The following is a 25,429-nucleotide window of genomic DNA, read 5'->3' as shown; positions in this document are numbered from 1 at the left end:
TGCTTAGTGGTTTGATTTACGGTTGAATAGGCTTACTAAAATTCCCATGCCGTCATTCGGTGTTTCGCCATCACGGGTGATAACCCCCATCGGAATTAAATTAATGATAGCACCTGCCAAAGCGTCATAGGCTAAGGCTTGGCACGCTAATTTCCAATAATGATTTTCAACCAGAAAGACGTTATCCCAGCCCATGAGGGCGATGATGCTGAAGGCAACTAATAACTCAATCCCAGGACCTGCGAAATAAGTGAGAGCGTATTTGTAACGCATTCCTAGTCCATCTACCGGATTGAATTGCACAAAGCCTTCCAGTGGAAATAGGCGTAGCTCTAAGGGGGCTTTGAATAATTGACCTCGATAAATCACTCGTCCAAAGCCAATGACGGTGCGTTCAATCTGCCAACCTAGAGCACGCGCTACGACTGCATGTCCAAATTCATGGACGAAGACTAAGGGTAGCCACCACAACAGGAAGAACAGAGCAGCTAGTTTTCGTGGTTCATAGTTAGTAAAAATTTCGAGGATGATGAGGCCTAAGAACACCGCACTGAGTCCATAAACCAAGACCTTGTCAGCTGAAGTCAGCGGCTGGTTATCATAATGGCGTTGGTCAATTTTCATATTTTGTTGAATTAGCTTGCTAAGGTGACAGGTCTCTAGTATCACCTAACTACAGAGCTTTCCCAAATTCAACTCAGGAGATTCGTGATAAAAGCTCAATTTTTAAAGGTTATGCCAGCGATTTTAAGGCGCATACGCTTAGGGTCATTACAGAATGAAAACCTAGTGTCCCCCATCCCTGAGCAGGCTGCCAATCCGACAGCGCAATGCCAACAACAATCACAGTTTCTTAGTCGCCATTTCAGTAGTGAATACGGGTCACGGGATTATAAGCTGTATATTCCGAGTCACTATGATCACTCGGATCAACCTTTACCCTTGGTTGTGATGTTGCATGGTTGTGCGCAAGATGCTGAGGATTTTGCTTTGGGTACGGATATGAATCGGTGGGCTGATCAATACCGCGTCTTAGTGGCTTATCCGAATCAAGCGAAAATCGCGAATTTAAAGCGCTGTTGGAATTGGTATAAGCCGAAAAACCAGCAGGTCGACCGGGGTGAGCCAGCGCTTATTGCAGGTTTAACCCAAGCAGTGATGCATAACTACCGTGTGGATGCGCAGCGGGTCTATATCGCTGGTTTATCGGCGGGTGGCTCAATGGCGGCCATTATGGGAGCGACTTACCCTGAGCTTTATGCAGCTATGGGGGTGCATTCTGGTTTAGCAGTGGGGAGTGCCACTCATGTGCTTGCAGCGTTGGTGGCGATGCGCCAAGGTAGCCGATCCGTGCAAGCACTGAGCCAACTCCCTAATTTTGTACCAACTATTATTTTTCAAGGGGATCAAGATCGCATCGTGCATCTACGGAATGCGGAGCTGATCTTGGCTCAAGCTAGGCAAAGCTTAGCAGCTAGTCATGCAGCTTTAACGACGGAGCAGCAGACTGTGTTACCTCCCATCGGCCATGCTTATACCCGCACACAAATCAAAGATGTGACGGGGCAAACTCAGATTGATTATTGGCTAGTGCAAGGGGCAGGGCATGCTTGGTCAGGCGGAAATAGCAGTGGCAGCTATACTGATCCTGCCGGGCCGAATGCCTCACTCGAGATGTTGCGCTTTTTCTTAAGCCATCAGCATTAAACTGAACGCTCAAGCTTAAGGATAATGAGTTTGGGGTTTTCGCCTTCATGTCAAAAATATGGCAGACTCAGCTTCAGTAAAAAGTAATAAGGAAACTCCATGTGCGGAATTAGTGGTGAATTACGGTTGGATGGTCAAGTTCCAGACTTACGAAACATCAATGCCATGATGGCAAAGCTCGAAAAGCGTGGGCCTGATCATGGCGGGAGTTATTCAGATGGTCCGTTAGCTTTTGGGCATCGGCGTTTGTCGATTATTGATCTATCCTACAAATCCAGCCAGCCGATGGTGGATGCCGAATTAGGTTTGGCCTTGGTATTCAATGGCACGATTTACAATTACCCTGAATTACGTGCTGAGCTAAAGGCCAAGGGTTATCATTTCTATTCTGACGGTGATACCGAAACTATTCTCAAAGCCTATGCCGAATGGGGTGAGGATGCGCCCCAGCATTTGCTGGGCATGTTCGCCTTTGCGATTTGGGATATGAAAAAGAAAACCCTGTTTCTGGCACGCGACCGCATGGGGATTAAGCCACTGTATTATACGCTGAATCATCAATCTTTCCGCTTTGCGTCCAATACCCAAGCGCTACTTGCTACCCCGAATATTGATACCAGCCTTGACCCATTGGCGATTCATAACCTGTTTAGTTTGCACGCGGTTGTACCTGCTCCACGCACCGTGTTAAAAGGCATTCGTAAAATGCCACCTGCACATTCGCTCACTATTGAGGTGGATGGTCGTCAAGAATTAAAACGTTATTGGAATTTGGTGGCGAAGCGTCCGGCTGAACCACGTACTGAGCAAGAGTGGATTGTCTCGATTCATGAAGCGCTGCGGGTGGCAGTCCGGCGGCGGAATAATATCGCAGATGTACCCGTGGGTGTGTTGTTGTCTGGTGGTTTGGATTCGAGTTTGCTGGTTGCCTTATTGGATGAAATCGGCATTCAAGATATTCGCACTTTTACGATTGGTTTTGATGATCAACCCGAGGAAAAAGGCAGCGAATATGAGTATTCCGATGCAGTAGTGGAGCGCTTCAAGCCCAATCATCATAAATTCCATATTCCCAATGAACAAACCTTACAACGCTTGCCCGAAGCTGTTGCCAACATGGCAGAACCCATGTTCGGTCAGGATGCGATTGGCTTTTATCTCTTATCCGAACAAGTCTCCAAACACGTTAAAGTGGTGCAATCGGGGCAGGGCGCGGATGAAGTCTTCGGTGGTTATTTTTGGTATCCACAAACGCATGCCGATTTAAACCCTGATCGTTTAGCCCGTTTCTCTAAATACTATTTCGACCGCGATCACGCCGAAATGGCGCAAATGCTGCAACCCCAGTTCCAAACCCCCGATTATACGGGCGAATTAGTCCGCGAGTTATTAGAAACTGAATTTGCGGACGAGCATTTAGATGCGGTATTGCGTGCAGATGTTACGACTTTTATCGTCGATGATCCGGTGAAGCGGGTCGATAATATGACAATGGCTTGGGGACTAGAGGCGCGTGTACCGTTTTTAGATCAAGAATTAGTCGAGCTAGCGGCGCAAATGCCGCCCGAATTAAAACTCCGCGATGGCGGCAAATATGTCTTGAAGCAAATCGCACGCGGACGAGTGCCTGATAGCGTGATTGACCGCCCGAAAGGTTATTTCCCCGTCCCTGCTTTAAAATTCGTGCGGGGCGAATTCTTAGACATGATGCGCGATACTTTGCACTCACAACAAGCCAAAGAGCGTGGCTTGTATAATCCCGCTTATGTAGCAAAACTATTAAGTAAGCCAGAAGAGCATTTGACCCGAATTCAAGGGAGTAAATTGTGGCATCTGGCCTTGTTGGAACTGTGGTTGCAGTTGAATAACTTATAGAGTCCTAACGCCAAAACACCCGCAAGCTATTCTCCCAAACCTGCGGCAATAGAGTCTCTACCTCGAGACTCTTCACCTTAGCCACTTGTTCAACAATAAATGGTAAATACTTGGGTTCGTTCTGTTGCCCACGATAGGGGACGGGGGTTAAATAGGGGGCATCTGTTTCAAATAGGATTTGCTCAACGGGTGTCATGCCAATAATTTCACGTACATTGTCAGCCGGTTTAAAGGTGCTAATGCCATTGAAGCCGAGGCAGAAGCCCTCACTTAAGCAGTATTCCGCCAAAGCTTTACCCGAAGTGAAGCTATGGATCACTCCGCGTTGCTTCAATTGCCCCACAAAATTTTGCAAAATAGCTTGAGTGTCTTCATCTGCCTCGCGGGTATGCACGACGATAGGTAAATTTAAATCAATCGCGATTTGTAGCTGACTCTCAAACACTTGGCGCTGGACTCGGCGATCAGAATGATCGTAGTAATAATCCAAGCCAATCTCGCCAATGGCGAGTATTTTGGGGTGCACAGCATGGGTACGGATCTGGTCTTCGACGGCTGGACTATAATCTTTAGCATCATGGGGATGAATGCCTTGTGTCCCCCAAACTTGTGCATAGGTTTGGGTGAGTTGCAGTACCTTTTCGAGGTTATCGGGTGAGACGCCAATCGTAATAATACGCTCAATCTTTACGGCAGTGGCGGCCTCTAGTGCAGCTTGCAAGGCTGCTGCTTCCAGATAATCCAAATGGCAGTGAGTTTCAATGATCGGATGATTAAAAATAGGAATCGGTGGTTTTTTCGACATGAGTTCATAGGCTATAAAGTGAATCAGCCTATTGTAATGACTGGCGCGGATTTAATGTATTTAAAATCACTTTTTTAAGCTTGGATCTAACTGGCATGCAACCTTTACTGATTATCGCAAATACACCCTCAGCCAATACCCTGCAATTACGCCAAGCCGTCGTGACCGGGGCTAAGCGTACTGAGCTTGCCCTCATCGAACTCAGCCCGTTTGAAGCGACGGCTGAGCATGTCTTCAATGCCAGCGCGATTATTTTGGGGACAACGGCAAATTTTGGTTATATGAGTGGCGCTTTGAAAGATTTTTTTGAGCGTATTTATTACCCCTGTCTAGAACATACCCAAGGCTTGCCGGTGGTTTTGTATGTGCGCGCAGGCACAGATGGTACGGGTGCGGTGCATAGCGTGGAGCGGATTCTGGCAGGTTTACGCTGGCGGTTGGTGCAAGAACCAATCGTATTGCAAGGTGAATTTAAACCGGAATTTTTGCAGACTTGCGAGGACTTGGGTGAGGCAATAGCAGAAGGGGTATTATTGGGGGTTTTCTGAGGCAAGATGGGCTGAGCCGCCCATCTTGGTCATGAGGCTGGATTGAAGCAAATGCTGCCAATACTGCTGCCAGTGCTTCAAGTATTGGCTTAATGAACTTTGCGAGCTGCCAATCTATGATCTAAGGCAAAAGCACCTGCACCGGCAACAGCTAGATACAAAAACACAAAGCACCAAGTCACTGCTAATTCACCACTATTCAAAATGGGCATGAATACGGTGGAAGGTGCTTGGGAAACATGTCCGATAAAATAAGCAAAGGCCATTTCACCTGAAGCTAAAAACGCTGCCAGTCGTGTGAATAAGCCCAAGATCAGTAAGATTCCTAACACCAATTCCAGTAAACCCGCAATCCAAAAGATAGATCCAATCGGCACATTGGCGAACATTTCGATAGCAGGGATCTGAAACAATTTCGTCGTTCCATGAATAACAAATAAATAGCCGACGACAATCCGTAACAAACCCAGCACATAAGGTTGAAAACGATTCACTGTAGTGGTGATGTCCATACACTAACTCCTTGAGTGGTGAAAATTTTTTGTGAGTCCTCTTTGAGGGTAGCATGCTTATTTATTTTTTTTGTAGGTCGTGCTGGTGAAGCCTTATCTAGACTCAGCCAGCCTAAACGGGCTGAGTAGTCGTAAATCCAGTCAGCCAAGCGTTCTGCAATGCAATGCTGAACAACCAAGGTAATTGTTCAGCGAATTGCTCAGCCAACTCATTCATGGTCGCTTGATTTTGCACCGCCTTGAGAAACGCCGCATCATCATGATTCAAGCTAATTTGATGCAGGTGGCGATGCTCCCGGAAGATGAGTACTTGTTCTGCAGTTTGCAGGTCGATTTCTTCAAAACTGAGTTTATCTGCATAAGGCTCGGTTTGATGAGCTAGCCAAATCGAGTGGATCGGGGCTGTAGAGCTTAAAAGCTGAGCTGAATGCGGGAGTTGAAAACGTAATTCAGCTTGCTCCTGTGCACTCAAAGTTTCTAATTGAGTAAAGTCACTGCTGGCTTGATTCACCGTATGCCACGCGGCATGTCTTGCCCATTCGAGCTGAGTGACTTCTACGATCCACATGAGCTCTTGTAAAGCGGGGAGTTGGGCTAAATGTTCTGCAAAGCCCACGCCATACTCCGCTAAAAATGGGCTGGTGGGTGGGGCTTGATCAATAAAGTTATGTGCTGCCCGCCCAAAAAACTCAGTGCCCACGAGTTCGAGGCTCACTGGATAGAGTGACTCTAAATAATCCAGCAGAATGCCGTGGGCGCTATTGCGATAAATACCAACCCGCTGTTCACTGTTTAAGCGACCTTGAGTTTTGACTAAGTTAGCTGCCGCTGCTAATTGATCGCGTTGAAAAATAGCACTAATCAAGCGCTGTTGAAGCTCAAGCAAAGGCATAGATTTGTGTCTCCATCGCTTTGTGGGTTTCTGCTAGCAGCTCTTCTAGGCTCGGAATCTGATTATCCCATTCAATTAAAGTTGGTAGTGCACCGAAGCGTTTCAGCGCCAATGCGTATAGACCCCAAACGGGGTCGCTCACTTTAGCCCCATGTGTGTCTAATAAATGAGTGCCTTTATCTTCATAGCCCGCTAAATGAAATTGCTGAACCCGCTCGATGGGAATTGAGTCTAGATATTTACAAGGGTCAAAATCGTGATTAAACGCGCTGACATAAATATTATTCACATCCAAGAGAATCTTGCAGTCGGCCTCTTCTGCCACTGCGGTGATAAATTCCCATTCAGTTAAGCTGGATTGCTGATATTGCAAGTAACTAGATACATTTTCGATGACTAAGCGCCGCTCCAAACGATCTTGAGCTTCACGAATACGTTGCACGACATGCTTAATGGTTGCTTCAGTATAAGGCAAGGGCAAAAGATCATGAGACACCCAGCCGTGGGCGGAAGTCCAACATAAATGATCAGAAATCCAAGCGGGTTGGATCCGATCAGCTAACGCTTTTAAGCGCTGAAAATAGGTCTCATTGAAGGGATCACTGGCACCCAATGACATGCCAACACCATGTAAAGTCACAGGGTAGTATTCAGCAATTTCCAGTGCGTAATCCTGCTGTACACTACCGGGCGTTAGATAATTATCAGCAAGGATTTCTAGCCAAGGAATCGGCGGCTTTTCAGCAAGAATTTGGTCAATATGCTGAAAGCGTAAGCCAATGCCACAACCAAGAATAGGGTTTGGAGTCATAGCAATTTGGGCAATTAGAAAAAGATAAAGGCAAGTATGCAGAAAAAAAGCGAGATAAGCACCGATTACTTACCTCGCAATATGGAGAAAGCTTGAGTGCTTAGCCCTTAACGACAGTGCCGCCCGCGATTTTCTCGCAAGTTCCCTTCGGTAAAGTGATCCACTCACCGGGATCGCTATCCTTGGCTGCTTTACCGGCACAAGCGTGACCATTCGCGCCACAATCATTCATGCCGGCTTTGACAATGCCTGCACATTTTTCGGTTTCTGGCTTTTTATCTTCAGCTGTTGCCACACTTAAAGCTGCACTTAAGCCAATTGCCATTAAAGCAGCGGTGATGATTTGTTTGTTTTGCATGGTGTGTACCCTCTTAGTGTTGAAAAAATGAGTTTAGGTCGGATCTAAGCGTTTTGCTCGGTGTACTGGTAACATTGTTATATACGCAGGCGAGTTTAGCTTGGATGCAGCGAATTTAAAATTTTTTGCTAAAGACAGCAATCAAGCTCAGTACAGGCTTAACGGCTGTGCCAAACTACCTCGGTGGTTAACATATAGCCAATGCCGTAAACGGTTTTGATAATCCGTGGATGCTTGGGGTCTGCTTCTAGTTTCTTACGAATCCGTGACATTCGGACATCAATACAGCGATCAAACGCGGTGTCGCGTTCTTGCATGAGTTGCTCGCGGGAAAGAATTTGGCGAGGTGCACGCAGTAAGGTCATTAATAACCCCGCTTCAGCGGCGCTCAATACTTCACAATGCCCTTGTTCATGAGCCAGCGTTAAAGTACTGACCTGAAAAGTCCAATGCTCGAAGCTAGCCTGTTGTGCTTGGGGCGCTTCGTGTAAAACGGCTGCCATTTTGTCAAGGCGGCGCAGAATACTGTTGGTGCGTGCGACTAATTCGCGGGGGTCGAAAGGCTTGCTAATATAATCATCAGCCCCTAGCTCTAGACCTAATACTTTATCTGTCAGACTATTACGACCCGAGAGAATAATAATGCCCATACTATTATTATTCATCAGCTGTTTGACTAGGTTGAGACCATCCATATCCGGCAAACCTAAATCAATGATGCAAATATCCGGTGATTGTTGTTTTAAGGCGTAAAGCGCTTGTGCCCCGGTGCGAAAGGTTTGGGTTTGATGCCCATAGCGGGCGAGTTCATTCGCCACTAGCTTACAAATATCAGCTTCATCATCAATCACATACACCAGTTTTCCGGTTTTCATGGGCTTCTCCTCCTTTGGCTGCACGCCAGAGCGCAAGGGCTAAAGTCTCTTGATCAAAGGGCTTGCGCAGTAAGGGGAAGTCTAAGCTCTGGCGGTCTTCAGGGTCAATTTCTGGTGAGTAGCCACTAATCAGTAAGATCAGGCTCTGAGGTCGGCGCTGATACAATTGTGCGGCGATATATTTGCCATCTCGATGGCCGGGCAACATCAAATCAGAAATTAAACCATCGAGATTAGGTAGGGTTTGAATCAGTTGGAGCGCTTCTTCAGCATCGGCGGCCTCTAATACATGTACACCTAAGCCGAGTAATTGGCTACGAATCACGGCCCGTACATCGGCGTTATCATCTACAACTAAGAGTAATTGGCCGGCCAGTTGTTGGCGGATTTCTGCTGAATTAATCGGTGCTTGAGGCAAACTAGGCGTTGAGGTTTCAGGGCTAGCTGTGGGTAGTAGTAAACGGATTTCTGAACCCTGAGGACTGCTTTGAATATGAATATAGCCCTGTGATTGTTTGACAAAACCATAGACCATACTTAAGCCTAGGCCAGAGTTAGTCGGGTTTTGTTTGGTGGTATAAAACGGTTCATAGGCACGCTGATAAGCATCCTCACTAAAACCTGAACCCGTATCGCTGATAGCAATGACGACATAATCACCGCTTTTGACGGGTTCATCCAATGCTAATAGGGTGGCTTGGGTGACACGCAGTATGGACGTGCTAAAATGCAAGTTGCCACCTTGTGGCATGGCATCACGGGCATTGAGCGCTAAATTCACTAAAGCATTTTCTAATAAACTCAGATCGACTCGAATATAAGTTTGCGGCGAATTGGCTTGATAGGTTAACCGAATCGACTCAGGTAGTGAGCCACGTAATAGTTCTACCGTTTCACGAATACGCTGTTCAATAGCAATCGTTTCAGTTTGTAAGGATTGGCGGCATGCAAAAGAAAGTAAGCGATGCGTAATCTCAGCCCCTCGCTTTGAAGCACGAATCGCAGGATTAAGTAACTCCTCTAAATCCTCTGCACCTAAATAACGATCACGGGCTAATAATAAATTCCCCAAAATAATTGAAAGTAAATTATTAAAATCATGTGCTAAGCCCCCCGCCAATTGGCCAACTGCACTCATGCGTTGGGCGCGGGCATTAGTGGCTAGTAATTCTTCAGTACGCTGTTTCACTTGCGTATCTAGGGTATTGATATTATTTTTTAAGCGCTCAACCATCCCATCAAAGCTTTCTGCAAGTACGCCGACTTCATCGGCTGATTGAATACCACTTTTGGCAGATAAATCGCCTGAACTGACTCGCCGCGCCGTCTGTGCTAATTGCTCTAAGGGCTGGGTAATACGATTTACAAAGAAATAGGCTAAACCTAAGGCGGCTAATAAAGTGATGATCGCTAAGCTAAGAATCCGGCTACTGAGTTTTTCTGAGCTACTACTCAGTTCATCTAAATACACTGATGAACAAATATACCAATCAAAGCCTTGCAAATGCCTGACTAAAGATAGCTTTTCATACACATAATTACCCGGTTCATTAGGCTTATCCCATAAATAATGGAGTTCACTACCCGTATCTGCCACTCGCTTTAGATCAGCTACAATTTTGTTCTGACTGAGTGGCTTAATTAGTTCAGCAATATCGGTTTGATCAATATTAGCATTAGGATGAATTAACATTTGGTTATGCGCATCGAAGATAAATAAATAACCTGTTTTAGCGACTTTAATTTCCTGTAAGGCTTTGCGTAATTCACTGATAGCACGCTCTTTCCGCTGTTGAATTTCTTTTTCCAGATCATCCAAAAAAACACCAGCACCAATCACCAAACCCCATTCAGGGTAGTTTTTAACATAGGAGTATTTATCTAAAGCTTGAGCTTCGGTTGGGCGTTGCCATTGATATTCATAGAAACCTTCACCATCACGTATCGCCGATTGGACTAAGTGAGTGACAATCGAATGCCCAGTTTCATCCACTAGCTCGTGCATATTTTTGCCATGAAACCGAGGGTCAGGATGAGAAAGCAGTTTGCCTTGATGATCAGCGATCCAAATATAGTCTTGGTTTCTGTAGTTGAAGTGGCGAATCAATTCATACGCAGAGGCTAAGGCTAATTCGCGGGGTTGAGCTTGTGGCTCAGCTGCTTGCAAAACTGCACTTAAATAGGATTCAGTGATCGAAACGGCGACTTTTAGTTGTTGCTGCTGGGATTTCAGGGTTTGGTTTCGATAATCTTCGACGTTCGCATACATGCGATTTGCCAGTTCAAATACATTATTTAAGGCGGTACGACTGGCATTGCGCTCAATCTCAAACACAGTCTGCTTAATCAGTGGCACTGAATACAGATAAATGAACACAAAAGTAGCCAGCAGGATGCTCAACAACAGCAAAAAGAATTGCCTCGATAACCGCGAGTTTAAAGGTTTAAGGCGATACATGCGCGGTTTCCTCATTAAGCTAGACAGTTAACAGTACAAGCAAAAACAAGCCCGCGCCTAGTGCTAAGTTGAAGAAATTTAAGCTTTTTAGTGTATTTTTGCTGCGCAACAATTCGTTACATTCTTGCAATATTGTCGCAAAGATAGGGGGCTAGTATGCGCTCGCAAGTGATTGGAGGATCCATAGCGTGAGCGAGCAAATTATTCTAGAAACTCGAAACCTGACCAAGGGGTTTAAGGGTTTCACTGCCGTTGATAACGTGAATTTAAAAATTCAGCGCGGGCAGATTCATGCCCTGATTGGCCCTAATGGTGCAGGCAAAACCACAGTTTTTAATCTACTCACTAAGTATCTGACCCCTAGCTCAGGGCAAATTCTGTTTAAGGGTCAAGATATTACGGCCCTGGAAGCGTCCGCAATTGCTCAGTTGGGTTTAGTACGCTCGTTTCAAATCTCTGCTGTCTTCCCTCGGCTCACCGTCTTAGAAAATGTGCGCATTGCTCTCCAACGCAAGGAAGGTAATAGCTTTCAGTTTTGGAAGTCCGACAAGGTTCTAGAACGCTTAAACCCTCGGGCTGAAGCCTTATTAGCCGATGTCGGTTTATTGGATTTTGCTCAAGCGACTACCTTAGATCTGCCTTATGGGCGTAAACGGGCTTTAGAACTTGCTACCACTTTAGCCCTTGACCCCGAAATGCTGCTCTTAGATGAGCCGACCCAAGGTATGGGGCATGAAGATGTCGCTGTTGTCGCCGCTTTAATTAAAAAAGTGTCTGCAGAGCGCACTATTTTGATGGTGGAGCACAATCTGCATGTGGTCTCACAGCTCGCAGATCGGATTACGGTTTTGCAACGTGGAGCTGTGTTAACAGAGGGTGATTATGCCACCGTTTCCGCTGATCCACGGGTCAAAGAGGCTTATCTGGGGGTAGCCGCTGATGAGGAGGTGGCCGCATGAAAGCTCAAGGTAATGAAAAATTACGGGTTAGTGATTTGCATGCTTTTTATGGCGAATCGCATATTTTGCATGGTATTGACCTGCATGTGAATCAAGGTGAATTGGTCACTCTCCTCGGGCGCAATGGCTCTGGGCGCTCGACGACATTGAAAGCGATTATGAATATGGTGGGGCGGCGCAGTGGCAGTATCAATATCAATGGTACGGAAACAATGGGGTTAGCCGCCCACCGAATTGCTCATTTAGGGATCGGTTTTTGTCCTGAAGAACGCGGGATTTTTTCTAGCCTGAACGTCGAAGAGAATCTGCTCTTACCTCCTGCGGTGCGCAGTGATGGCATGAGTTTAGACGAGATCTATCAAATGTTTCCGAATCTGTATGAGCGCCGTACCAGCCAAGGGACGCGCTTATCAGGGGGCGAACAGCAAATGTTGGCCTTAGCACGGATTCTGCGCACGGGCGCCAATATTTTATTACTCGACGAGATCACCGAGGGCTTAGCGCCGGTGATTGTGAAAAAGCTCGGCGAGGTCTTGATACAGCTCAAACGTAAAAACTTAACGATTCTGTTGGTTGAGCAAAATTTCCATTTTGCTGCCCCGATTGCAGATCGGCATTACGTGATGGAGCACGGCCGGATTGTGGAAGAAGTTCAACAGGCAGAGTTGAGCGCTAAAACGGAATTGCTCAATACCCTGCTTGGGGTTTGATAACGAATTTTTTGAAAAAGAGGATGAGTATGAACAAGTTGGTATTAGCAACAGCCGTTGCCCTCGGTTTAGCCCTAACGCAGGTACAAGCTGAAGGTATTTCAGACGATAAGGTAAAAATCGGTGTACTCGCTGATATGGGAGGCACTTATGCAGATGTCTGCGGTAAAGGTTGTGTAGCTGCGGTGGAAATGGCGATTGCTGATTTTGGTGGCAAGGTCTTAGATAAGCCGATTGAAGTGGTTTCAGCGGATGATCAGAACAAGCCCGATGTAGGCTCGGCAGTGGTGCGTGAGTGGCTGGATAAGGATAAAGTCGATGCGATTGGCGGGATTGTTGCTTCCTCCGTAGGTTTAGCAGCCGCTAAAGTGGCGAATGAAGCGAAAAAACCCTTGTTAATTTCTACAGCAGGTAGCCCCGCCTTCACGACTAAGCAATGTTCACCCTATAACGCTCACTGGGCCTATGACGTGGTTGCTTTAGCGAATGGTACGGTAAAACCATTGGTGGCAGCGGGCAAAAAGAAATGGTTTTTTATCACCGCCGATTATGAGTTCGGTCATGCTTTAGAAAAAGTATCCGCCGGAGTCATTGAGAAGAATGGAGGGGAAGTTGTTGGTAGTGTGAAAGTCCCCTTAGGTACAACCGATTATTCTTCTTATATTTTACAGGCTCAATCTTCAGGGGCGGATGCGGTGGCTTTGGCCAATGCGGGCAAAGACTTTGTGAATTCACTCAAAGGTGCTAGCGAATTTGGGTTAAATAAGCAAGCGACGATGGTGGGTTTGTTGGTGTTCTCCTCGGATGTGCAAGCCCTTGATCCGGCGCTGATTGCCGATATGCGCTTGACCACCGGTTTCTTCAGTGAAATGGATGATAAAACCAAAGAATGGTCGCAGCGTTTCAAAGAAAAATTCGGTAAGACTCCAACGATGGGTCAGGCTGGCGCTTACTCTGCCACCTTGCATTATCTGAATGCAGTGAAAGAAGCGGGTACGGATGACGGTGATGCGGTGATGGCAAAAATGAAAGCCACTAAGCCGGATGATTTCTTTGCACGTAATGCTGAACTGCGTGCAGACGGACGTATGGTGCATGACATGTATCAGGTTCGTGTGAAAAAAGCCGATGAGCGTGCCAATGACGATGACATTTTTGCCCTAGAGCAAACCTTAGCGGGTAATGAGGTCTATCTGCCGATGGACGCTGCTTGTGATTTCAGCAAAAAGTAATCCCTAACGTATAGCCCTAGTCGCTAAGTTCTCCTCCTGAGCGGCTAGGGTTTATACCATCAGCAGAGTAGTGTTTATGGATACAATTCTTGGTATCAATCCGGTCGCTTTGTTTGGGCAATTGCTGGTTGGGCTGATTAACGGCTCATTTTATGCACTGCTCAGCTTAGGGCTAGCGATTATTTTCGGTCTATTACGGATTATCAATTTTGCCCAAGGTGCACTGTATATGATCGGTGCCTTTTTGGCGTGGCTGGGCTTAGAGTATTGGGGGCTGAGCTATGGCTGGGCTTTACTGATAGTTCCGCTGGTTGTCGGTTTATTCGGTATTTTGATTGAGCGCTTTTTAATTCGTCCGATTGCACATGAAGATCATTTGTACAGCTTGCTGCTGACCTTTGGGGTTGCACTGGTGCTACAAGGTGTATTTAGTCATGTATTTGGTTCATCGGGTAAGCCGTATTCGATTCCTGAGTTTTTACAGGGTGTGGCTAATTTAGGTTTTATGTATCTGCCGATTTATCGCGGCTGGATTATTGTGGTTTCGCTCTTAGTCTGTTTTGGGACTTGGTGGGCAATTGAGAAAACTAAATTAGGTGCTTATTTGCGAGCAGGCACGGAGAATGCGCGTTTATTACAAGCCTTCGGGATTAATGTGCCTTTGATGGTGACTTTAACCTTCGGTTTTGGTGTGGCTTTAGCAGGTCTAGCGGGTGTTTTAGCTGCACCGATTTATTCCGTTAGCCCCGATATGGGCGCTAATTTATTAATTGTCGTTTTCGCCATTGTGGTTATTGGTGGCATGGGTTCGATTGGTGGGGCGATTATTACCGGTATTAGTATGGGAGTGATTGAGGGCTTAACTAAGTACTTTTACCCTGAGGCCTCAAATACCATTATTTTTATGGTGATGGTGGTCGTGTTATTAATTAAGCCTGCTGGCCTATTCGGTAAGGAAGTATAAGTGATGGAATTCATTAAATCGAATAAATTCAATATTATTCTCATTGCCTTGGCTTTAGTCATTCCTTTTGGAGTTTATCCGGTATTTTTAATGAAGGTTTTATGCTTTGGTCTATTTGCAGCAGCCTTTAATTTAATGTTGGGTTTTGTCGGTATGTTATCGTTTGGCCATGCTGCTTTTTTAGCAACCGGTGGCTATGTGACAGGTTATTTGATGTCGAATGCAGATCTAACACCTGAACTGGGTATCTTATGCGGTACGTTAGCTTCAGCAGTTTTAGGTTATTTATTCGGTAGTTTATCAGTAAAGCGCGAAGGTATCTATTTCGCAATGGTAACTTTAGCGTTATCGCAGCTATTGTTTTTCTTTTTCCTGCAAGCACCGTTTACTGAGGGTGAAAATGGTTTGCAAGGTATTCCTCGAGGGAAACTATTTGGCTTTATTGATTTGAATAATAATTTATCCATGTATTATTTCGTGCTAGCAGTGTTCTTATTGGGTTTTTGGTTGATTTATCGTAGCGTGCATTCCCCTTTTGGACAGGTATTAAAAGCCATTCGGGAAAATGAACCACGAGCGATTTCTCTTGGCTACTCGGTGCGTCAGTATAAGTTAATGGCTTTTGTCCTGTCAGCGGCTTTATCGGGCTTGGCTGGTTCGACTAAAGCTTTGGTGTTCCAACTAGAGTCGTTAACCGATGCACATTGGCAGATGTCCGGTGAGGTGGTGCTGATGACTTTAGTCGGTGGCATGGGGACGATCTTTGGTCCTTTAGTGGGTGCAGCGGTGGTGGTGGGGATTGAAAACTTTTTTTCAGGCGGGGAATTAGGTACTTATATCCATATCATTATGGGGTTAATTTTCATTATCTGTGTCTTAGCCTTTAGAAATGGTATCGTTGGTGAGTTTAATAAATTCGTAAAGAATAATTTTTAATCGGACTGGAGGAGTGTGAGCGATGTCTGATCGGAATATCTATGAGCAAGGTCTAGATCAAGTGGCTGCTAACTACGAGCCTTTGAGCCCTTTGACTTTCCTTGAGCGTGCAGCTTCGGTACATCCTAATAAAACGGCTGTGGTGCATGGTGCAGTGCGTCGTACTTGGGCCGAGACTTATCAGCGTTGTCGGCAATTGGCGAGTGCCTTGAGCCAACAAGGTATTGGGGTTGGGGATACGGTAGCGATTATCTGCCCGAATCTACCGGAGCATTTTGAAGCACATTTTGGTGTGCCGATGACTGGAGCAGTGCTCAATTCGATTAATACTCGCCTCGATGCATCTGCAGTCGCTTTTATTCTTGAGCATGGCGAGGCTAAGATTTTAATCACTGAACGTGAAATGTCGCCGATTGTGAAAGAGGCACTCAAATTAGTCGCTCATCCTCCGTTAGTCATTGATATTGATGATCCTTCCTTTGTCGGCGGTGAGTTGCTGGGTTCAATGACCTATGAAAATCTACTCGCCTTGGGTGATCCTCATTTCGCTTGGCAAGGCCCAAAGAATGAATGGGATGCGATTACCCTGAATTACACCTCAGGCACAACAGGGAATCCGAAAGGCGTGGTTTACCATCATCGAGGCGCTTATCTCAATGCAGTGAGTAATGCTTTGTCGTGGGAAATGCCAAGCCGCGCAGTTTATTTATGGACGCTGCCCATGTTCCATTGCAATGGCTGGTGCTTCCCGTGGACCGTCGCGGCAGTGACAGGTGTGAATGTTTGTTTACGCCATGTGCGGGCAGATAAAATTATTGAGCTGATTAAGCAAGAGAAAGTAGATCATTTTTGTGGTGCACCGATTGTGTTGAGTATGATCAGTGGCTTACCAGCTGAGCAAAAGGCAGGGATTGAACAGACGGTTAAAGTTATGACCGCTGGTGCGCCTCCACCCGCTGCAGTGATTCAAAGTATGGAGGAAATGGGTTTTCAGGTGATTCATGTGTATGGCTTAACTGAAACCTATGGTCCTTGTGTCGTCTCGGAATGGAATGACGAATGGGATGATCGTTCAGTTGCAGATAAAGCCCGCTTGAAAGCTCGCCAAGGGGTACGTGCACCGATGCAAGAAGGCTTGATGGTGGCTAATCCCGATACATTGGAACCTGTGCCACAAGATGGGCAGTCAATGGGTGAGATTTTCATGCGCGGTAATATCGTGATGAAAGGGTATTTGAAGAATCCCCCAACGACTGAAGAATCTTTTGCAGGCGGCTGGTTTCATTCCGGTGATTTGGCCGTATGGCATGCGGATGGTTATATAGAAATCAAGGATCGCTCGAAAGATATTATTATTTCGGGTGGTGAAAATATTTCTTCTATTGAAGTGGAGGATGTTTTGTATAAGCATCCCAAGATTCAAGATGTAGCTGTAGTGGCTAAACACGATGAAAAGTGGGGAGAAGTACCTTGTGCCTTCATTAAGCTGGTGAGTGGAGCTGAAATGACCGAGCAAGAAGTGATTGATTACTGTCGTGAAAATATGGCACGGTTCAAAACTCCAAAGAAAGTTATCTTTGTGGATTTACCGCGCACCTCGACGGGCAAGGTACAAAAGTTTATCCTCAGACAATGGGCTGATGAAGCTAACTAAATTTTTTCTCCAAAGGCAATGTCTCTAAAGGAAGATCTCCAAATGAAGATCACCAAAGCGTTAAAGAGTCATGCCTTAGCCTTGATGTCAGAATGAGAGAGCTAGCATCAAGGCTAATCGCTTCGTCAGTTCACTTTGAAGCTTAATTCAATTTAAAGGTTAGCAAAGATGAAGATATTGGTAGCAGTCAAGCGCGTCATTGATTACAGCGTCAAGGTACGTGTCAAAGCGGACAACAGTAATGTCGATCTGACAAATGTAAAAATGTCATTGAATCCATTCTGTGAAATCGCGGTAGAGGAGGCATTACGGTTGCGCGAAGCGGGCAAAGCTACCGAGATTGTGGTTGTTTCGATGGGTGTTAAAGCGGCGCAAGATCAAATTCGCACAGCGCTAGCGATGGGCGCTGATCGCGGTATTTTTATTGAGACCGGCGATGCTGAGTTAAATTCTTTAAGTGTGGCTAAGCTGTTGGCAAAAGTCGTGCAAGATGAGCAGCCCGGCTTGATACTTTTAGGTAAGCAGGCGATTGACTCTGATAATAATCAAACCGGGCAAATGCTCGCTGCGCTCTGTGGTTATCCACAGGCTACCTTTGCTTCTAAAATCGTGGTGGAGGGCGATACGGCCACGGTCACTCGAGAAATTGACGGTGGTTTACAAACGCTAAAATTAAGTCTGCCTGCGGTAGTCACTACGGATTTACGTTTGAATGAACCACGCTATGTCAAACTTCCTGACATTATGAAAGCTAAGAAAAAACCGTTAGCGGTGACGACTCCGGCTGAACTGGGTGTGCCGGTCGCTAATACTATTACTCTCGTTCGGGTGGATGCACCGGCTGAGCGCAGTGCAGGGATTAAGGTCGAGAGCGTGGATGCGCTGATTGATGCTCTGAAAAACAAAGCTAAAGTCATTTAATTGGGAGGAGACACAGAATGAGTAATTTAGTCATTGCCGAACACGATAACCAGAATTTAAAAGCCTCCACACTCAATGCGATTACTGCAGCGAGCAAAATTGGTGGCGATATTGAGGTCTTAGTGGTCGGTGCGAATTGTCAAGCCGTTGCTCAAGCTGCTGCTGCGGTCACGGGGGTATCTAAAGTGCGGGTGGCGGATAATGCCGCCTATGAGCATCAATTAGCCGAAAATACTGCACAATTAGTGGCTGCTTTAGCCCCTGCGTATACCCATTTATTAGCGCCTGCGACACCAGCGGGTAAAGACCTAATGCCTCGGGTGGCTGCTTTACTGGATGTGAATCAACTCACCGATATGATGGCTGTGGTGAGTGCTGATACTTTCAAGCGTCCTATCTATGCAGGCAATGCCATTGCGACGGTGCAAAGCAGCGACAAAATTAAAGTCATGTCAGTGCGGATTACCGCTTTTGACGCTGCACCCGCCACGGGAGGCAGTGCCACGATTGAAGCGATTGACTCCGTGTTTACGGCGGATAAAACTCAATTTATTGGTGAGGAAATCGCAAAATCAGATCGCCCAGAATTAACTTCTGCCAAGATTGTTGTCTCGGGTGGGCGAGGTGTGGGTTCTGCGGATAATTTCAAAATTATCTACGCGCTAGCCGATCAATTAAATGCAGCGGTGGGTGCTAGCCGTGCAGCGGTGGATGCTGGCTTTGTACCGAATGATCTGCAAGTCGGTCAAACAGGTAAGGTAGTTGCCCCAGAGATGTATATTGCTGTGGGTATCTCCGGTGCGATCCAACACTTAGCAGGTATGAAGGATTCGAAAGTGATCGTGGCGATCAATAAAGATCCAGAAGCACCGATTTTCCAAGTAGCCGATTACGGTTTAGTAGCAGATTTATTTGCTGCTGTGCCCGAAATGACTAGTAAGCTCTAGTTTAGGTAGGGACTGATGGATATTACCGAAATTGAACGTGACTCGATGGAGTTCGATGTCGTGATCGTAGGCGCCGGACCTGCGGGTCTAGCAGCTGCGTGTCGCTTAATGCAATTAGCTAAGGAGCATCACCAAGAGCTAACGGTTTGCTTAGTCGAAAAGGGGTCAGAAGTTGGCGCGCATATTCTCTCGGGGGCCGTGATTGAAAGTCGTGCCATTGAAGAATTGTTCCCCAATTGGCAAGAGCTAGGTGCACCTTTAAACGTGCCAGTGCAACGTGATGAACTCTATTTGCTGCGCAATGAAACCGCTGCTGTCAAAATTCCGAATGCGTTTATTCCCGCGACTATGCATAACGAGGGCAATTATATCGTCAGTCTCGGTAATGTTTGTCGTTGGCTAGCCGAGCAAGCGGAAGGTTTGGGTGTTGAGGTATTTCCGGGGTTTCCAGCCAGCCAATTGCTCTTGAATGAGGATGGCAGTGTCGCAGGTATTATCACCGGTGATATGGGAATTGGCATTGATGGTGAACCGAAAGATAGCTTTACGCCCGGGATGGAGCTAAGGGCGAAATACACGATTTTTGCCGAAGGTTGTCGTGGGCATTTAGGCAAGCAGCTTTATAGCCAATTTCAGCTTGATGCCGATGCTGATGCACAGCATTATGGGATCGGTATTAAAGAGCTGTGGGATATTGATCCCAGCAAACACCAAGAGGGCTTGGTGATTCATGGTTCGGGTTGGCCTTTAGGGGGCGGAACCAGTGGTGGTTTCTTCCTCTATCACAGTGAAAACAACCAAGCCGTGGTGGGTTTGATCATCGACCTCAACTATAGCAATCCCTATGTCAGCCCCTTTGATGAATTTCAGCGGATGAAGCATCACCCCTTAATAGCGGACTATTTGCAAGGAGGGAAGCGGGTTGCTTATGGTGCCCGTGCGATTACCAAAGGTGGCTTTAATGCTTTGCCTAAGATGCATTTCCCCGGTGGTTTATTGGTCGGTTGTAATGCAGGTACTTTGAACTTTGCGAAAATCAAAGGCACACATACTGCCATGAAAAGCGGGATGTTGGCAGCCGAAGAAATCTTTGCGGCTCTGCAAGCGGGTGATACCGGCGGCAAGGACTTAAGTGGTTATGATGCACGCTTCCAAAATTCTTGGGTCTATACAGAATTGCAAGCCAGTCGTAATTTCGGCCCTGCTTTGCATAAGTTTGGTTCACTGATCGGTGGGGCTTTCAATTTTATCGACCAGAATATTTTTCGGGGTAAGCTGCCAGTCACTTTACGCGATGATCATCCTGATTATGCACAACTGCGCCCTGCCAGTGAGTTCGCACCGATTCAGTATCCTAAACCCGATGGTAAGCTGAGTTTTGATAAATTGAGTTCAGTCTTCTTATCGAATACCAATCATGATGAAGACCAGCCCAGCCATTTAAGATTGAAAGACCCGACTATCCCGATTGGTAAAAATTTACCGCTGTATGCTGAGCCTGCCCAACGCTATTGCCCGGCAGGTGTCTACGAAGTTTTGGGCGAAGGTGCTGAGGCACGTTTCCAGATTAATGCGCAGAACTGCGTACACTGTAAGACCTGTGACATTAAAGATCCTGCACAGAATATTACTTGGGTAACGCCTGAAGGTGGCGGTGGTCCGAACTACCCGAATATGTAAGGTGTATCGACAAGAGTGGTGCTCTGCTCTTGCCTACCGCCTCCGTCAAGATTCAGACCACAGGCTTGAGTGTAGTGTGGTGTCAGTCGAGGATGATCACTAAAGTTTAAATAATAAGCGTGGTGTTTAGGCGCGCCCGCAAACCCTGTTAGCTAGGAGGAGAAGTAAAATGTTAGGCCAAATGATGCAAATGCCTTTGCTGATTAGTTCTTTATTAGAACATGCTGAGCGCTATCACGGGGCGACCGAAATTATCTCCGTTAATACTAGTGGTGGAAAAACCAGAACCCATTGGGCTGCCGTTGGCCAGCGCGCCCGTCAGTTAGCCAGTCAATTAGACCAATTGGGGATTCAAGCAGGCGAATGTTGCGCTACGTTAGCTTGGAATAATCATCGCCATTTAGAAATTTATTTTGGAGTGTCCAGCAGTGGGCGGGTTTGCCATACCATCAATCCACGGCTCTTCCCTGCACAGCTTAGTTTCATCATTAACCATGCGCAGGATCAGGTACTGTTTTTTGATAAAACCTTTCTGCCTTTAGTCGTGGGCTTGCGTGAGCACTTGCCGAGTGTGAAAGCTTATGTCCTCTTGGATGCACCAGATGCAGTCGTGGAGGTACAGCTACCTGGGGTGTTATTTTATGAAGATTTGATTGCAGCCGGTGATAGCCAGTATCAATGGCCAAGCTTAGATGAGCAGTCTGCTTCGAGCTTATGTTATACCTCAGGCACGACCGGTGATCCGAAGGGTGTATTGTATTCGCATCGTTCCACCGTGCTGCATTCATTAGCGGTAAGTTTGCCAGATAGTTTGGGATTGTCGGCGCAGGATTGTGTCATGCCCGTAGTGCCCATGTTTCATGTGAATGCTTGGGGTATCCCCTATGCAGCCGCCTTGACAGGGGCAAGTTTAGTGATGCCAGGTCCTGGATTGGATGGTGCGAGCTTGTTGCAGTTAATTGATGAAGAGCAAGTGACCTTGGCTTTAGGTGTCCCGACCATTTGGCAAGGTTTGCTCAGTGCGATTGAAAAATCAGGCTCAACCGTACCTAGCTTAAAACGCACGGTGGTCGGTGGTGCGGCTTGTCCGCCTTCCATGATGGCTAAATTTCGAGACTATGGGGTAGATACTATCCATGCTTGGGGGATGACAGAGCTGAGTCCCATCGGAACAGTCAATGCTTTATTGCATAAGCATATGACTTTGCCCATCGAAGACCAGCAACAGATACGCCTAAGTCAAGGCCGTCCGGTCTTTGGTATTGAATTACGCCTGATCAATGATCAAGGTGAAGTCCTCGCCAACGACGGCAAAACACAAGGTAATTTACAGTGTCGTGGGCATTGGGTGGTGGATACTTATTTTCATGCAGAGCATCCAGCATTAGAGGCGGGTTGGTTCTCCACGGGTGATGTTGCCACGATGGATGCGGATGGCTATATGCAGATCCGAGATCGCTCGAAAGATATTATTAAATCAGGTGGCGAGTGGATTAGCACCGTAGAACTGGAAAATATTGCCTTGGCGCATCCTGATTTAATCGGTGCAGCAGCGATTGCCGCCAAACATGAAAAATGGGATGAGCGCCCACTTTTGATTGCTGTTCGACGTGAAGGACGCGAGCCTTCTGCAGCAGAGATTTTAGCCTTTTTTGATGGAAAAATAGCAAAGTGGCAAATCCCTGATGCAGTGATTTTTGTGGAGTCTTTGCCACTGAATGGCACAGGTAAGTTAATGAAAAATAAGCTTAGAGAGCAGTTTGGTGAGCATTTATTGCAGCCAGCCGCTGACGCTAAGCCAAGTACGATATGAAATCCTAAGGAGTTTGAAATGAGTTATACCCATCCCTATCAGGATGCTGATTTTGTCCTGCGGCAGATAGTGAAGTTTGATGAGCTAGGTGCAGATGCCGGGCTGGACGAAGCCAATATGGATTTGGCGGTCGCGGTGCTTGAAGAAGCAGGCAAAATGGGCAGTGAAGTACTCGCTCCCTTAAACTGGAGCGGTGATCAGGCGGGTATAAGTCTGGGTGAACAGGGGGTGCAAGAAGCGCCGGGTTTCAAAGAAGCCTATCAGCAGTTTGCGCAAGCGGGTTGGTTATCCTTATCCGTTGCAGAAGACTTCGGTGGGCAAGGTTTGCCGAATGTTTTAAGCACAGCCGTGAATGAAGTATGGCAATCGGCGAATATTTCCTTTGCGCTATGTCCGATGCTGAGTATTGGTGCGATGGAGAGTATCGGTCACCATGCCAGCCATGCATTGCAGTCGGCCTATTTGCCAAAAATGGCCAGCGGCGAATGGACGGGTACTATGAACCTGACAGAACCCGATGCAGGTTCGGATTTAGCCGCCGTCAAGACTCGGGCTGTGCCAAACGGCGATCATTATCTGGTCACGGGTCAAAAGATTTTCATCACTTGGGGTGATCATCAGATGACCGAAAATATTGTGCATTTAGTGCTAGCACGGTTGCCCGATGCACCGGCGGGGGTGAAGGGTATTTCGCTGTTTATTGTACCCAAATTCCTATTGGATGCAGACGGCAATCCGGCAGAACGAAATGCCGCCCATTGTTTATCCGTTGAACATAAGCTGGGGATTCATGCTAGCCCGACTTGTGTGATGGAGTTTAAAGAGGCCGTGGGCTATATCATCGGTGAGCCTAATAAAGGTTTATCGTATATGTTCACCATGATGAACCATGCGCGCCAAGCGGTTGGTTTACAAGGCCTGTCTATTTCTGAGCGTGCTTATCAGCAAGCGCGGGTCTTTGCTAAAGAGCGCTTGCAAGGTACGCGCCGCGATGGCTCGCGCATTCCGATTATTGAGCACCCTGATGTGCGGCGGATGTTGATGCTGATGCGTGCAAGCTGTGAGGCCATGCGTGCTCTAGCCTTGGTTGCTGCTGCCGAAGTCGACCGTGCGCGTTATGCGCAAGCGGCTGAAGCCCAAGCGATGCATACTGCACGAGTTGAGCTATTCACCCCGATTGTGAAGGGCTGGCTGACTGAATTAAGCCAAGAAATGACCTATCTGAATATTCAGATTCACGGTGGCATGGGCTTTATTGAAGAAACGGGGGCGGCTCAGCATTATCGTGATGCCCGCATTTTGACTATTTATGAAGGCACAACGGGCATTCAAGCGTTGGATTTCATTGGTCGCAAAACTCTCAGTGATCAAGGTGCTGCTTTGGCTTTATTATTAGCAGAGATCCGTATTACTGCGGAAGACTTACGGGCGACTAATACCCTGCATGCCAGTATTTTGGATGGCTTGGAATCAGCCTTGGCCAGAGGCGTGGTTGCCCGTGAATGGTTATTGCAATCCGCACCGAGCGATGCGAATTTAGCGGGCAGTGCCAGTGTTAATTTCTTGATGCTATTTGGCTATCTCTGTGGGGGATGGTTAATGGCGAAACAGGCAGGTTTAGCACAAGCGCAATTAGCCGCAGGTGAGGGGGATGCTTATTTCCTTAAGAATAAATTGATCACAGCTCGCTTCTATGCTGAGCATTTATTGCCACGCACTCAAGGCCATTTAGCAGCTATGCTAGCGGGGAGTGAAAGCACGATGGCTTTAGCGGAAGATGCATTTTAGGAGCAGCATATGGGTAAGATGATTCAAGTCGGTGATCAAGCCTCGCGCCAACGTAGGTTTACGGAAGTGGATGTGCAGCAATTTGCCGATTTAACCGGCGATCATAATCCGGTGCATTTAGATGCTGAGTTTGCGGCGAGTACTCAATTTAAAGCGCAAATTGTCCACGGGATGTTGGTGGGGAGTTTGTTCACGGGTATTTTAGGTGAGGATCTGCCCGGTTCGGGTGCGATCTATATGTCGCAAAACTTGAGTTTCAAGGCCCCCGTTTATTTAAACCAAACAGTCACTGCCACGGTTGAAGTGACACAGATTCGTGAAGGTAAAGGGATTGTTAGCCTTGATACTTATGTGACTGACCAAGAAGGGAAGGTGTTGGTAAAAGGTGATGCAGTGTTATTTGTGCCTTGGTTAAAGGCTTAGCTGATATTGATTGATGGGCTACCCATCATCTGCCTGCCATCGACTGTGAACGATGGCGGGCTGATTAAAGTTTATTGAGCTGCTGGAGCTGGCGCTTGGTTAGCAAGATAACTGGCGATTTTACCAATATCATCGTCACTCATGCCAGCCATAATGCCCATCATGGTCGCTGATAGGCCATTGGTGCGTTTGCCGTCGCGAATATCCTTCATCTGTTGCACCATATAAGCTGCTGTTTGGCCAGCTAATTTAGGATAGGTTTCCATAATCGGTTTATTACCCGCTTCGCCGTGGCAGCTCAAGCAGGCTTTCTCGGTATACAGCTTCGCACCCGCCGCATCATCAGCCTGCGCCACACTGATACTCGTGAATAAACTTAAGGTTAAAACATAGGCAAGTTTCTTCATCAGTTTGCTCCTCTCCGTGTTGTTAAATAAAGTTTTAACACGAGTCACCTTACTGATTTCTAATCTAAATTGTAAGGAATCCAAAAGGGGTAGACCTTGTGGGCAATAGAGATAGCTTGGCTGAATTAATCGGAGCTGCCAGTTTTTCTTTATG

General features: G+C 46.7%; 24 protein-coding genes. 15 read left to right on the top strand and 9 right to left on the bottom strand.

The features are described 5' to 3' along the window. Positions 1–3 precede the first annotated feature (3 nt). Positions 4–624, bottom strand: coding sequence for a site-2 protease family protein (locus B5D50_RS09895; protein WP_078922449.1), 621 nt, complete (start codon positions 622–624; stop codon positions 4–6). 84 nt (positions 625–708) lie between these two features. Between B5D50_RS09895 and B5D50_RS09890 the strand changes: the two genes are divergently transcribed. Further along, positions 709–1,707, top strand: coding sequence for an extracellular catalytic domain type 1 short-chain-length polyhydroxyalkanoate depolymerase (locus B5D50_RS09890; protein WP_143594322.1), 999 nt, complete (start codon positions 709–711; stop codon positions 1,705–1,707). A 99-nt stretch (positions 1,708–1,806) separates the two neighbouring features. Next, positions 1,807–3,582 carry an N-acetylglutaminylglutamine amidotransferase gene (locus tag B5D50_RS09885; RefSeq protein ID WP_078922447.1) on the top strand — a complete coding sequence of 592 codons (1,776 nt, stop codon included), beginning with the start codon at positions 1,807–1,809 and terminating at the stop codon, positions 3,580–3,582. Between the two features lie 4 nt (positions 3,583–3,586). Here B5D50_RS09885 and B5D50_RS09880 read toward each other — a convergent pair whose 3' ends face one another. Beyond that, positions 3,587–4,387 carry a TatD family hydrolase gene (locus tag B5D50_RS09880; RefSeq protein ID WP_078922446.1) on the bottom strand — a complete coding sequence of 267 codons (801 nt, stop codon included), beginning with the start codon at positions 4,385–4,387 and terminating at the stop codon, positions 3,587–3,589. 95 nt (positions 4,388–4,482) lie between these two features. Here B5D50_RS09880 and B5D50_RS09875 point away from each other — a divergent pair, with 95 nt between their 5' ends. Continuing rightward, positions 4,483–4,935 (top strand): flavodoxin family protein, encoded by a 453-nt coding sequence (locus B5D50_RS09875; protein WP_078922445.1) that lies wholly within the window; start codon positions 4,483–4,485, stop codon positions 4,933–4,935. Between the two features lie 89 nt (positions 4,936–5,024). Here B5D50_RS09875 and B5D50_RS09870 read toward each other — a convergent pair whose 3' ends face one another. The 6 genes from B5D50_RS09870 to B5D50_RS09845 form a co-directional block, all read right to left on the bottom strand. Further along, positions 5,025–5,447: a DoxX family protein gene (locus tag B5D50_RS09870; RefSeq protein ID WP_143594321.1), complete on the bottom strand. Its 423-nt coding sequence runs from the start codon at positions 5,445–5,447 to the stop codon at positions 5,025–5,027. 112 nt (positions 5,448–5,559) lie between these two features. Next, positions 5,560–6,339, bottom strand: a complete 780-nt coding sequence (locus B5D50_RS09865; RefSeq protein WP_078922444.1) for an HvfC/BufC family peptide modification chaperone — start codon at positions 6,337–6,339, stop codon at positions 5,560–5,562. Further along, on the bottom strand, positions 6,326–7,150 hold the full coding sequence (bufB, locus tag B5D50_RS09860; RefSeq protein ID WP_078922443.1) for an MNIO family bufferin maturase: 825 nt from the start codon (positions 7,148–7,150) through the stop codon (positions 6,326–6,328). The genes B5D50_RS09865 and bufB overlap by 14 nt, the downstream gene beginning before the upstream one ends. Positions 7,151–7,250: 100 nt before the next feature. Beyond that, complete coding sequence (locus B5D50_RS09855) at positions 7,251–7,508, bottom strand: BufA1 family periplasmic bufferin-type metallophore (RefSeq protein ID WP_078922442.1); 258 nt, start codon at positions 7,506–7,508, stop codon at positions 7,251–7,253. Between the two features lie 158 nt (positions 7,509–7,666). Continuing rightward, positions 7,667–8,383, bottom strand: a complete 717-nt coding sequence (locus tag B5D50_RS09850; RefSeq protein ID WP_078922441.1) for a response regulator transcription factor — start codon at positions 8,381–8,383, stop codon at positions 7,667–7,669. Then, on the bottom strand, positions 8,352–10,841 hold the full coding sequence (locus B5D50_RS09845; protein WP_078922440.1) for a cache domain-containing protein: 2,490 nt from the start codon (positions 10,839–10,841) through the stop codon (positions 8,352–8,354). The genes B5D50_RS09850 and B5D50_RS09845 overlap by 32 nt, the downstream gene beginning before the upstream one ends. Before the next feature lie 188 nt (positions 10,842–11,029). Between B5D50_RS09845 and B5D50_RS09840 the strand changes: the two genes are divergently transcribed. The 12 genes from B5D50_RS09840 to B5D50_RS09785 all read left to right on the top strand — a co-directional run bounded on the left by B5D50_RS09840 (position 11,030) and on the right by B5D50_RS09785 (position 24,868). Further along, positions 11,030–11,800, top strand: coding sequence for an ABC transporter ATP-binding protein (locus B5D50_RS09840; RefSeq protein WP_078922439.1), 771 nt, complete (start codon positions 11,030–11,032; stop codon positions 11,798–11,800). Next, positions 11,797–12,510: an ABC transporter ATP-binding protein gene (locus B5D50_RS09835; RefSeq protein ID WP_078922438.1), complete on the top strand. Its 714-nt coding sequence runs from the start codon at positions 11,797–11,799 to the stop codon at positions 12,508–12,510. The genes B5D50_RS09840 and B5D50_RS09835 overlap by 4 nt, the downstream gene beginning before the upstream one ends. Before the next feature lie 29 nt (positions 12,511–12,539). After that, the gene (locus B5D50_RS09830) at positions 12,540–13,742 is read left to right on the top strand and encodes an ABC transporter substrate-binding protein (protein ID WP_234975846.1); all 1,203 of its coding nucleotides are present in this window, start codon (positions 12,540–12,542) and stop codon (positions 13,740–13,742) included. A gap of 76 nt (positions 13,743–13,818) precedes the next feature. Further along, the gene (locus tag B5D50_RS09825) at positions 13,819–14,706 is read left to right on the top strand and encodes a branched-chain amino acid ABC transporter permease (protein ID WP_078922436.1); all 888 of its coding nucleotides are present in this window, start codon (positions 13,819–13,821) and stop codon (positions 14,704–14,706) included. A gap of 3 nt (positions 14,707–14,709) precedes the next feature. Further along, on the top strand, positions 14,710–15,642 hold the full coding sequence (locus B5D50_RS09820) for a branched-chain amino acid ABC transporter permease (protein ID WP_078922435.1): 933 nt from the start codon (positions 14,710–14,712) through the stop codon (positions 15,640–15,642). A 22-nt stretch (positions 15,643–15,664) separates the two neighbouring features. Beyond that, positions 15,665–17,296 carry an acyl-CoA synthetase gene (locus tag B5D50_RS09815; RefSeq protein ID WP_078922434.1) on the top strand — a complete coding sequence of 544 codons (1,632 nt, stop codon included), beginning with the start codon at positions 15,665–15,667 and terminating at the stop codon, positions 17,294–17,296. A gap of 168 nt (positions 17,297–17,464) precedes the next feature. Next, a complete protein-coding gene (locus B5D50_RS09810) occupies positions 17,465–18,217 on the top strand; it encodes an electron transfer flavoprotein subunit beta/FixA family protein (protein ID WP_078922433.1) in 753 nt (250 codons plus the stop codon). A gap of 17 nt (positions 18,218–18,234) precedes the next feature. Then, positions 18,235–19,164, top strand: a complete 930-nt coding sequence (locus tag B5D50_RS09805) for an electron transfer flavoprotein subunit alpha/FixB family protein (RefSeq protein ID WP_078922432.1) — start codon at positions 18,235–18,237, stop codon at positions 19,162–19,164. 15 nt (positions 19,165–19,179) lie between these two features. Next, on the top strand, positions 19,180–20,844 hold the full coding sequence (locus tag B5D50_RS09800; RefSeq protein ID WP_407701248.1) for an electron transfer flavoprotein-ubiquinone oxidoreductase: 1,665 nt from the start codon (positions 19,180–19,182) through the stop codon (positions 20,842–20,844). 169 nt (positions 20,845–21,013) lie between these two features. After that, complete coding sequence (locus B5D50_RS09795; RefSeq protein WP_078922431.1) at positions 21,014–22,657, top strand: long-chain-fatty-acid--CoA ligase; 1,644 nt, start codon at positions 21,014–21,016, stop codon at positions 22,655–22,657. A gap of 18 nt (positions 22,658–22,675) precedes the next feature. After that, positions 22,676–24,445, top strand: coding sequence for an acyl-CoA dehydrogenase family protein (locus tag B5D50_RS09790; protein WP_078922430.1), 1,770 nt, complete (start codon positions 22,676–22,678; stop codon positions 24,443–24,445). Between the two features lie 9 nt (positions 24,446–24,454). Continuing rightward, complete coding sequence (locus B5D50_RS09785) at positions 24,455–24,868, top strand: MaoC family dehydratase (RefSeq protein ID WP_078922429.1); 414 nt, start codon at positions 24,455–24,457, stop codon at positions 24,866–24,868. Positions 24,869–24,939: 71 nt separating this feature from the next. On the opposite strand, the gene B5D50_RS09780 is transcribed toward B5D50_RS09785, so the two are convergent. Further along, positions 24,940–25,275, bottom strand: a complete 336-nt coding sequence (locus B5D50_RS09780) for a c-type cytochrome (RefSeq protein ID WP_078922428.1) — start codon at positions 25,273–25,275, stop codon at positions 24,940–24,942. Positions 25,276–25,429: the final 154 nt, after the last annotated feature.

The organism is Thiothrix eikelboomii (genome assembly GCF_900167255.1).
Classification (GTDB): domain Bacteria; phylum Pseudomonadota; class Gammaproteobacteria; order Thiotrichales; family Thiotrichaceae; genus Thiolinea; species Thiolinea eikelboomii.
This window is presented reverse-complemented; position numbering and strand designations above follow the sequence as displayed.